Here is a 10,552-nt window from a genome sequence, read left to right as displayed (position 1 = left end):
GACGAGTTCACCCTCGCTGCAGCCGCTCAGAACCTTCGTAAGATGGCCAAGCTGATCCCGATGCCCGCGCTGACGCCCGCGTGAACCACAACGCGCCAATTCGTCCTCGAAACAGATGGCGTTCACGACGAAACTACTGCCGACTTTTTCAACGGAATCGGCTGAATGCGGACGCCGGTCATTCGGTCGCGAAGGTCTGCAGTTGACCAGTGGCAAGCTCGTCAACACGGGTCGGAAGTCAATCGTCTTCATCCGGCTCGCACGGTGAAGCGTCGAGCAGCCACGTGCGGCGAACGTCGCGGACGTCTAACGCCCAAGATCATCTTGCCGCGACATCTCCGCAGGCGTGCACGCCGCGCGCGAACCGTCCGAAGCGCAGCGCCAGCGTCGGCAGCACCAGCAGGTTGAGCGCCATCGAGGTCAGGAGACCGCCGAGGATGACCACGGCCATCGGCCCCTCGATCTCGCGGCCCGGCTCGCCGGCGCCGAGGGCGAGCGGCAGCAGGCCGAGGCCGGTCACCAGCGAGGTCATCAGGATCGGCACCAGGCGGTCGGCGGCCCCGGCGATCGCGGTCTCCAGAGTCCAGGCGCGGCCTTCGGCGACGACCAGATGCTCGTAATGCGAGATCATCAGGATCGAGTTGCGCAGCGCGATCCCGAACAGCGTCACGAAGCCGACCATCGAGCCCAGCGACAGCACGCCGCCGGTCAATGCCACCGCGATGACGCCGCCGACGAAGGCGAACGGCAGGTTGATCAGCACCAGCACCAGGTTGCGCCAGTGCCCGGTGACGAAGGACAGCAGCAGCACGATGCCGATCGTCGCCAGCAGCGAGTTCACCAAGAGGTCGCGGCGCGACTTGGCCTGCGCCTCGGCCGCGCCGGTGAACTCGACATGCGCGCCCGGCGGCAGCTTGACCTCCTTGGCGATCTTCCGCTTGGCCGCGGCGACGAAGGATTCGAGATCGCGCTCGGCCACGTTGGCGGTCACGGTCTGGACGCGCTGCCCATTGCGATGAAGCACGACGTAGCGCCCTGCGGTGCCGTAGACGTCCGCGACCTGCTTCAGGAGGATGTAGGCGCCGCTCGGCGTGCGGATCGGCATGTTGCCGATCTCGGTCGGGCGTGCCGTCGCATCGGGATCGAGCTTGACGATGACGTTGAAGACCACGTTGCCTTCATAGGCCTGGCCGACCACGTCGCCCTGATAGGCGGTGCGGATCAGCTCCAGCACCTCGACCGCATCCAGGCCCCAGGATTGCAGATCGGTCGGGCGCAGGGTCACGTTGACCTGCGGCATGCCCGGCGGCGACTGCTGCTGGATGTCGATCGCGCCCCGGACCTCGCCGAGTTCGCGCGCGATGTCGCGCGCCGCGCGCTCGAGATCGTCGAGATCGGGGCCGAACACGTTGATGACCACGGCGGCGTTGAAGCCGGACAGGGTCTCCTCGATGCGCTCGGTCAGGTAGGTCTTGATCGACAGGTTGATGCCGGCGAAGTTGGCGAGCGCGGCGCGGATACGCTGTTGCGCCAGCTCCTGCTGTTCGCCGGACAGGCCCGGCTTCAGGTCGACCTCGATCTCGCTCGAATGCGTGCCCGCGGTATCGACGCCGGCTTCGGCGCGGCCGGCATGCTGCGCCACGCTGCGGACCTCCGGCACGCCCTGCAGGGCTCCGGCGATCAGCGTGCCCAGCCGCAGCGATTCGTCGAGCGAGGTGCCCGGCAGCGTCGAGACGTGGAGGATCAGGTGACCTTCCTTCAGGTCGGGCAGGAAGGTGCCGCCGAAGAACGGAACCAGGCTTGCGCCGCCGGCGGTCACCAGCACGGCCGTCAACATGACGGATTTGGGAAAGCGGCCGAGCCGCCGCAACAGCATCTCGTAGGAGCCGCGCGACCAGCGCACCAGCGGCGGCTCGCGTTCCTCGCGCGGCTTCCGGCCGGCCAGCAGCAGCATCGACAGCGCCGGTGTGACCGTCAGCGCGACGATCAGCGAGGCCACCACGGCGAGGATGTAGGCGATGCCGAGCGGTCCGAACAGCCGGCCGGCGAGGCCCGGCAGCGCGAGTATCGGCACGAACACCAGGAGCACGGCGAAGGTCGCATAGGCGACCGCGCCGCGCACCTCGAGCATGGCATCGTAGATGACGCGCGCTTCGCTGCGCGGCGACGGCAGGCCTCGGTTCTCACGCAGCCGGCGCACCACGTTCTCGACGCCGATGACGGCATCATCGACGACCTCGCCGATCGCGATGGCGAGGCCGCCAAGGGTCATCGTGTCCAGGCTCTGTCCCATCCATTGCAGCGCCAGCACGGCCGATAACAGCGACAGCGGGATCGCGGTGCAACTGATGACGGAGGTGCGCCAGTCATAGAGGAACACGAACAGCACGATGATGACCAGGGCGCCGCCGATCAGCAGGGCGAACAGCACGTTCTGCGTCGCCGCATCGATGAAGGTCGCCGGACGGAACAGATCGGCGTGCAGCCTGACCTTCTCGCTGTCGAGCGCCGGCCGCAGCTCCCGCAGCGCGGCCTCGACGCGCGCCGCGACGGTGCGCGTGTTGGCGCCGAATTGCTGGCTGATCATCATCATGATGCCGGGCCGGCCGTTGATCAGCGCGCCCCCGATCGGCGGCTCCGGCGCGTTCACGACCGTCGCGACGTCGCCGAGCACCACGCTGGCGCCGCCCTGGTGCAGCAGGACCGTGCGCGCCAGCTGCTCGGGTGTGAGCGACTGGCCCTGCGTCTGCAGGATGACCCGTTGATTGGCGGTGTCGACGAAGCCGGCACCGCGCACGCCGGTGGCCTTGCGCGCGGCGGCGACGACGTCGTTCATACCGACGCCGAAGCGGACAAGGTCGTCGGATCGCACCTGCACCTGCAGCGACCGGATGTCCCGGCCATAGGTCGTGACCTGCGCCACGCCCGCGACGGCCAGCAGCCGCCGGCTCACGGTCCAATCGGCGATCGTGCGCACATCCATCAGCGAGCGCTGCTCGGAGGTCAGCCCGATCGCCAGCACGGTGCCGGCCGCCGGCACCAGCGGTGTCATCGATGGCGCCCGCACGCCCTGTGGCAGGCTGCCGGCGACGACCGCGAGTCGCTCGGTCACCAATTGCCGCGCCCGGAAGACCTCGGTGCCGGGCTGGAAGATAACCGAAATGACGGACAGGCCCTGGATCGACGACGACCTCATGCTCTCGACGCCGGCGAGACCGTTGATCGCGATTTCGATCGGCTGCGTGACCAGCACCTCGACCTGTTCCGGACTGAGCCCGGGGGCCTCGGTCTGGATCGAGACCTGCGGCGGCGCGAATTCGGGAAACACCGCGTAATTGGCGCTGCCTAGCGAGAAGATGCCGTAGCCGAGAATGGTGCAGGCCACCCCCAGCACGATGCCGCGGAAGCGGATGGCAAACGAGATCAGCGCCGCCTGGGGGCCGGTCGCGGCGCCGCGAACGCCGTCAATCATCGTCACCGCCGCCGCGCAACTCGCTCTTGGCCTCCTCCGACAACAGCACCTGCGCGCCGCGCAGAACGATCTCGGAGCCCGACGGAATGTCCTGCACGACATAGTCGTCGTCGGACACTGGCTGGTCGGTGCGGATCGGGTGGCGCTTGAAGATCTCGGGACCGGCGCGCAAATAGACCCACGAGCGGCCCTGCCATTGCACGATCGCGGTGTCCTCGATGAAGACGCCGTCGAACGACTTGCCCGAGGGCACGTAGGCGGTGGTGTTCATCCCCGGCAGCAGCCCGCTGTCGCCGGCGGCGACGAAGTAATAGCTCACGCCCTGGATGCGCGGATCGGTTCGCGGCGCAGCCGACAAATAGCGCAGATCGATGTTGGCGCTGCGGGTCGGCGCCTGCGCCAGCGCGCCGCGCGGCGGCCCGGCCAGAGTCACGCCGGGCGGCAGCGTGACCTGCACCAGCAGCTGCTCGCGTTCGATCAGTTGCACGACCTGCGGCGAACGCTCGATGATGCCCTTTCCGATGACCGCGCCCCATTCCTGCCGCGCCGTCGCCATCAGGGTCTTCACTTGCGATTCGGCGGCAGCCAGGCTGGCTTGATCGGTCCGGAACGTGCCCTCCGCCGCCTCCGCATCCTTCCGCGGCATCGCCGCCGACTGCACGAGGTCGCGGGCGCGCTCGAATGCGAGTCTTGCGACGTCGAGTTTCGCTTGTGCCGTCTGCAGCTGCGCCTGGGCATTGGCGTAGTTGTTGGTCAGGTCGGTCAGCCTGGCGACGTCCAGCACCGTGCCGTAAGCGCGAAACTGTTCGGGATGGGATTCCGCCGCCAGGACGGCGGTCTGGAGTCCGATCTGCTCCTGTTGCGTTGCGGAAAGCCTGACCGTTGCCGGCTCCCGGCCTGCCGCGCCGTCAGACTGCGTCTGCGCGCGCGACGACAGGGAAACCACCGTGAACAGCACGGCACCGCATGCGGCCGCAGCTCTCGTCCGTTGCCTCACCATGCAGTCCCAGCCCCATCGATCGGGGAAACGTCTGGATGACGTTGATGTCTCTACAACAACAGCTACTTCAGCTTCGAGGGTGTTTCAAGCAGCGCTCGCTGCAGGACGGTCGCGTCGGATCCGGCAACTCCCCGGGCTCTGTCCGGCTATCGCTTGCCAGCGCCGTTTCCGTCGGATGCGAGCCCGGTACTTGCGGAGGGGAGCGCGCAGCGCAATGCACGCAGTCGCCAATGCTTGTGGCGCCTGCCTTGCAAGCGAGCCGCATGCGCGGCGGGTTCGTGGCCGAACATGGACCGCAGCCGCGCTGCGGCGTGGAGATCGGGCGTTCGGCATGCGTCGGGATATTTCTTCTTGAGCGTTAGAAGTATTCTTAGACACATTCCAGCGTATTCGTCCGCAACCCAAGCTTGTTGCCGGCCACGCGCGCCGCGCTACACAAAAAGCCCAGACTAACAAACTTGTTAGGCACGATTTTCCTCATCGAATGACCCGGGATTTTTTCCCGATTCCCCGACAGGGGCGAGAATCGTCACATTCATCTACCTGTCGGGTCATTGATGTGACCTCACTTCGCCATACCCCTCCGCAACGAGTCGGGAGTTCCGTCGACGTTGCAGCGAGGCAAGCTTGTCCACTCTGAACCCACCCTTCGATCGCCCGGCGCACCGCGATCACGCGCAGGGCCATCCTTGTCGGTCAGCCTCTCGCCGAGCTCCCGCCGACGTCGCGGCCGACTTCAGAGAAGGATCTGTGCGATGAGCCAGCTGGTGAATGTGCGGCCCAACGAGGCCGGCGCGGGCGATCGCAAGGCGCAGAGCAGTGCAGCCGATCACGGCATGCGGCTGCTTGGTGCTATCGGCGCGGCGGCCCTGGAGCCGCAGTCGCCGACCGACGCCTGGGCGTTCTCGACGAGCGAAGCGCTCGGCACGGGATCGGTGGTCGAGCCGTTGCAGGACGTGCTCGGCAGTCTGACCGAGATCATTCGGGCCGAGGGCTCCCCGGCGGAGCGGCAGCCGGATCATCCATTCGCCGACGATCATGGCTTCGCGCTCGACCAGGAGGAGCTGGCGGGTCTGCCGGGCGTGGTGCTCAATACCTTCGATGTTGACGGCCCGGTGTGGCTCGCCGTCGAGGCGCTTGCTGCGACGCAGCCCCCCGCCATCGACTACGATCTCAAGATCTGGGTCGAGCCGTCGTCCGAGCCCGACCGTCGTCCATCGCCGTACGAGAGCATCGTGGTGACGGTCGATGAGATCGAGAAGAACCGCCTCACCTTCGCCCGCCACGCACGGCCCGAGGATTTTTCGCCCGCCCCGGCGCTGGGCGCCTGGACCGGACGGCTGCGTCTGGAGCAGCGTCCTGACCTCGTGCAGCGGATCGAGCGCTATATCAGCGGGCCATGGACCGCCTGGGCCGACACCGAGCGCATGCGCCGCCGGACCATGGCGATCCATCAGCGGCTGCGCGACATGGCGGCCACGGCCCGCGACGATCAGGCGATCGAGGTCATGTGGGGCATCGCGCTGTCATCGTGGCGGCAGGGCGGGCGCGAATTCGAGTTGCCGCTGTTCGAGCGCGCGGTCGAGATCGAGATCATTGCGCGTCCGGATGCCGAGGTCAGGGTCCGGCCGCGCTTCGTCGGCGCAACCGTCAATTTGAGGGCGCTCGATGCCGTGGCGCCGGACGTGGCGCTTGCTGTGCGCGACAAGCCGGATCGCCTGGTCGAGGCGCTCGAGCAGCGCGCAGAGCTGTCGCCGTTCACGCCGATCGGCCTCGATCAGATCCTGAGCGCCGCAGGCGCGCAATCCGGTTACAAGACGTCGCGCAAATTCGCGTCTTCGGACGATGCGCCGGCCATGGAGGCCTCGGAGGCCGCGCTCACGTCGGGACGCTGGGTCATATCCGCGCGGCGGCGGCCGGAGAGCCTCGCCCTGCGCGACATCGACCGTCTCAAGAACGCGATCGAGCATGCGCCGCAGAGTGAGTGCTGCCTGTCGGGAGCCGTGAGCGCGCTGCTCTCGCAGCCGGATGGACGTGGCCACGCCAATGCGCGCCGGCACCTGTCCGGCATCGTCGGCGGCCCGATCGACCTTGCGCCTGCGCCCAAGCCTGCTGCGGTCGAGCAGGGCGATCTGTTCTTCCCGCTGCCCGCTGTCGCGGAGGATGTCGAGGTCGTACGCGAACTGTCGCGGTCGGATGGCCTGATGGTCCAGTCTGTCGAACGCGACGATCGGATTACGGCGCTCGTCAACGTCGTCTGCCATCACCTCGCGCTCGGCTCGCGCGTCCTCGTCGTGTCCAGGGACGAGGCTGCACTTTCGCTGCTGCATCAGAAGCTGCCGCCGGCCATTCGCGAGCTGACCGTCAGCTCGACCGGCTCCGACAAGGACGTGCTCAGGAAGGCCGAAGCCCTGGCGGGCCGGCTGCAATCGATCCTGGATACGCCAAATCTGCGCGATCAGGTCGGTCAGATCGGCCGGCTCGAACGCGACATCATCTCGAAGCGCACGCAGATCGCATCGCTCGACGACGAGATCGCCGAGATCGTCCGGCGCAATCTGCGGCTCGCCGGCGGCTTGCCGGAGCTGCCGTTCGATCTGTTCAAGGCGCTGATCGGCGAGCAGGACGCGCATGCCTGGTTCACCGACCGGCCGAAGCACCTGCTCGCGGCCACCGACTCGCTCGTGACGGCGATCGACAAGGCACGCGAGGCGCGGCTGCGGCTTGCCGCTGATCTCAAGCACATCGATGTCGAGTTGCCGGAGCTCGCGGCGCTTCCCGACACCGCCGCTATCCTGCGTCTGCACGCGGAGCTGCAGCACCAGGCAGGGCTGACGTCGGACGCTGGCCGCGACGAGGATCTCGCGCTCGACGCCATCGCGACCTTCGGGCTCGACGCAACCAACCGTCTGGCGGCCGATCTCGATGCGCTGGTGGCTGGCCATCGCGCCATCGCCGAGGAGACCTGGCTTGCACGGCTGTCGCCGCTCGGCACCGCCAAGGCCGACGCTCCCGCGGGTCTCGACAAGGTCGTGGGGTGGGCGCGTGATGCGTCGTTCCAGCTGTCCCGAAGCGCCGAATTCACGAGGCGCCAGGTGCAGGCGCCGGCCGAGGCGTTCACCAGGAGGGACGCGATCCGCGTGGTCGAGCGGCTTGCGGCCGGCGAGAAGCCGTTCGCGCGGTTCTCGCCTTCGCGCCGCGCGCTGAAGGCCGCCGTCGAGGCCATCACGGTGGAGGGGGCCGAGCCGTCGAAGCCGGCGGATTGGCAATATGTCGGGCGCTTCCTGCTGTGGCGTCACGACCTGCATGCATTGCGCGCGCGCTGGACGTCGATCGCAACGCAGATCGATGCACCCGCGCTTCCATTGGAATCGGCGCGGGCGTTCGATGACCTCGAGCACATCGTCAAGAGCGTCGAGGCCGCCATCGTGACGGCCGCGCTCGCCGTCCGCAACGTGGCCGATGCCTGCTCCAAGCTGTCCATGCCGGACGGTGACGTCAGGGCGATGCTGGCCGATGCACAGCGGCTGGCCGCGTTCGGCGCGGCGATTCGGACCGTCATGACGCGCGTATCGGGACCGCTGATCGAACTCGCTCGCCTCGGCGAATTGTTCGCCCGGGCGGGAGAACTCGCCGTCTCCGTTCAGGATGACGTGCTGTCGCGGGTCGGTGACGCCGAGACGGAGCCGCAGGAGCTCGAAACGCGGTGGACAGGCATTCTCGCGACCATGGAGAAGATCCGCGAGGCCAGCCCGGACTACGAACTCGTCAGGACCGCCTGCCGGATGGCGACTGCGGCGGGCGCGCCGAGTCTGGCGCAGCGGCTGCGGTCCGCGCCGGGCGCGGGCGAGGCGAAGGATGCGGCGACGCTCGCGGAATGGGTGGCGGCCTGGAATTGGGCCGTGCTGATGCGGATCGAAAGTCCGGAGGAGCGGCAGCTGCTGCATGACCTTGCGGCTCAGCGCGCGCGGCTGGAGACGCGGTCGCTGGCCTTGTTCGAAGCGGTGATCGGCGCCCGCATGTCGCTGGGCATCGCGCAGAATGCGGGCGTCGCCGTCAGGCAAGCGGTGAAGCGGTTCAGGGACTCGATGCAGAAGATGGCGTCGGCCTGCTCCGGTCCGACCGCACGCCGACTTCGGCTTGCTGCGCGCAGGTCTCTCGACGGCTGGCTCGAGGAGATTCCCTGTCACGTGATGCCGGCCTGGCGTGTCGCCGAGTTGCTGCCGGCCCGGATCGGCACCTTCGATCTTCTGGTCGTCGACCACGCCTCGCGCTCCGATCTGCGCGAACTGACGGCGATGCTGCGGGCCCGCAAGGTTCTGATCAGCGACGAGCGTCACGACGACGGAGCCTTGGTCGAAGCCGGCCGCAACGATCCTGTTGTCAAACGCACCGAGACGAACACGCTGCGCCGCGTTCCACCAGCGCTGCGGCGGCTGCTGATGCCGGGTGCCTCGCTGCGCGATCTCGCCGCGATCCTGTTTCCCGATCGCATGATCGAGCTGCGCGCGCGCCCTGCCGGCGTCGAGACAGCCTCGGTCACAGCTGCGCTGCTGCCCGCCGATACGTCCAGACCGGCCGATGCACCAGCCGCCGACCTGCCGCGGCCGGCCCGCGCGGCAGCGCCCGCGCCGAAGCAGCGGCCGCAGCCACGGCAGGTCTTCACGACGCACTCGCTCGAAGAGGAGATCGCCACCGTCGCGAAATATCTCTCGATGGCTCGCCGCTCGGGGACGGACATCGTCACGGCTGCCGCCGGCAAGCCGGGCGCGCCCGCTATAGCGCAGCGTGCCGAGAGCCGCGCGGCTGCGCCCAAGCCCTCGCCGGAGATTCGCGTGCTGCGCCGGCGTCCGCCGCGCGATCCGGCCGCGGACATCGTGACGCCGGTTGTGACTCCGGCTCCGCCTGCGCTGCCGACCGTCGCGCAGCCAGCCACGGTCGAGCCGACCCAGCCGAGCGCGGCCGCCGTCGCTGAAGCGCCGGTCATCGTCGCCGATCGGGCTGCGGTGCCGCAGCGCCCCGCCGAAAAAAAGGTGGTTACGGCGGAGATCGAGGCGGAGTCCACGGGCGCCGCGCCGGCAGAGCCCGTGAAGCCTGCCGTCGTTGCGACACCCGCTGCGGCAGCGGCTTCTGCCACCACTGAGCCCGCTGCCGCTGCTGCGGCTACAGCCTCTGCTGCGACTTCTGCAGCGCCGGCGACCGAGATCAAGATTCATCCCTCCCTCGTCGCGATGGCGTTCAAGGCGACGGAGAACGCCGCGGCACCGCACCGCCGCCGGCCGAGCCGGCGGGTGATGGCGTTTGCCGCGGCCGGATTGCTGGCAGTCGTCGGTGCGGCAGTGTCCTGGGAGCGCGCGTCGGAATGGATCCAGCTGTCCCTGAGCGGCGCGACGGCAGCGTCGGCTCTGCCGAGCGAACCGGGCGCCCATAAGGTCAGTGCAGAGCGGATCACGCCCGAGGCCAAGCCGGTGGTTGAGGCCAAGCCGGTGGTTGTCGCCGCGGCAGAGGAGCATGCCACGGTCGGCATGAGCGTGCCGGTCAGCACGCCGGCGCAGGCGTTCCTCTATCATGAGGATCCGCAGGATCCGAAGGGCAAGCGTTATCCTGGCAAGGTCACCTGGTCGATCGAGCAGACCAAGGGGCCGCGACTCGATACGGCGCCGGCGATCAAGGGTGAGATCGAGATCGAGAACGGCACCAAGGCCACGATCTCGCTGCGGCGGAACGCCGACATGGAGATGCCGGCGAGTCACATCATGGAGCTCAAGTTCGACTGGCCGGATCAGTCGGTCAGCGGCCTGACCAGCCTGAGGGGCATCGGCCTGAAGGGCGAGGAGGCCGAGCGCGGGACGGCGCTGGTGACCCAGACCGCCCGGGTGACACCGAAATACTTCATGGTCGCGCTGTCGGCCAACGAGGTCGATACCAAGCGCAACCTGATGCTTCTCAAGGGCAAGCAGTGGTTCGACATTCCGATCGTCTACGAGGGCGGCAACCGGGCGCTGCTGTCGATCGAGAAGGGATCCGACGGCGACCGCGTGTTCAAGGACGTGTTCGCCAGCTGGGGTCAGTGACGGGGT

4 protein-coding genes are annotated in these 10,552 nt (G+C 68.2%); 1 reads left to right on the top strand and 3 read right to left on the bottom strand.

The window, feature by feature from the left end:
* The 3 genes from ACQR03_RS26140 to ACQR03_RS26130 all read right to left on the bottom strand — a co-directional run.
* Window positions 1-252 (bottom strand): hypothetical protein (locus ACQR03_RS26140; protein ID WP_434863414.1); only part of this gene is annotated, 252 nt, incomplete at its 3' end.
* A gap of 67 nt (window positions 253-319) precedes the next feature.
* Window positions 320-3,472 carry an efflux RND transporter permease subunit gene (locus ACQR03_RS26135; RefSeq protein ID WP_315753757.1) on the bottom strand — a complete coding sequence of 1,051 codons (3,153 nt, stop codon included), beginning with the start codon at window positions 3,470-3,472 and terminating at the stop codon, window positions 320-322.
* Window positions 3,465-4,472, bottom strand: coding sequence for an efflux RND transporter periplasmic adaptor subunit (locus tag ACQR03_RS26130; RefSeq protein WP_315753755.1), 1,008 nt, complete (start codon window positions 4,470-4,472; stop codon window positions 3,465-3,467). The genes ACQR03_RS26135 and ACQR03_RS26130 overlap by 8 nt, the downstream gene beginning before the upstream one ends.
* Before the next feature lie 755 nt (window positions 4,473-5,227).
* Between ACQR03_RS26130 and ACQR03_RS26125 the strand changes: the two genes are divergently transcribed.
* Window positions 5,228-10,546 carry an AAA family ATPase gene (locus ACQR03_RS26125; RefSeq protein WP_434841636.1) on the top strand — a complete coding sequence of 1,773 codons (5,319 nt, stop codon included), beginning with the start codon at window positions 5,228-5,230 and terminating at the stop codon, window positions 10,544-10,546.
* Window positions 10,547-10,552 lie beyond the last annotated feature (6 nt).

Source organism: Bradyrhizobium sp. HKCCYLS3070 (genome assembly GCF_051167575.1).
In the GTDB taxonomy this organism is placed as follows: Bacteria; Pseudomonadota; Alphaproteobacteria; order Rhizobiales; family Xanthobacteraceae; genus Bradyrhizobium.
The sequence above is the reverse complement of the archived record's forward strand: the minus strand, read 5'-3'. Positions and strand labels throughout refer to the sequence as shown.

What these genes read in the sequence shown, in the direction of transcription:
- ACQR03_RS26130 (WP_315753755.1), bottom strand. Translation starts at nt 4,472, where the DNA reads ATGGTGAGGCAACGGACGAGAGCTGCGGCCGCATGCGGTGCCGTGCTG.
- ACQR03_RS26125 (WP_434841636.1), top strand. Translation starts at nt 5,228, where the DNA reads ATGAGCCAGCTGGTGAATGTGCGGCCCAACGAGGCCGGCGCGGGCGAT.
- ACQR03_RS26135 (WP_315753757.1), bottom strand. Translation starts at nt 3,472, where the DNA reads ATGATTGACGGCGTTCGCGGCGCCGCGACCGGCCCCCAGGCGGCGCTG.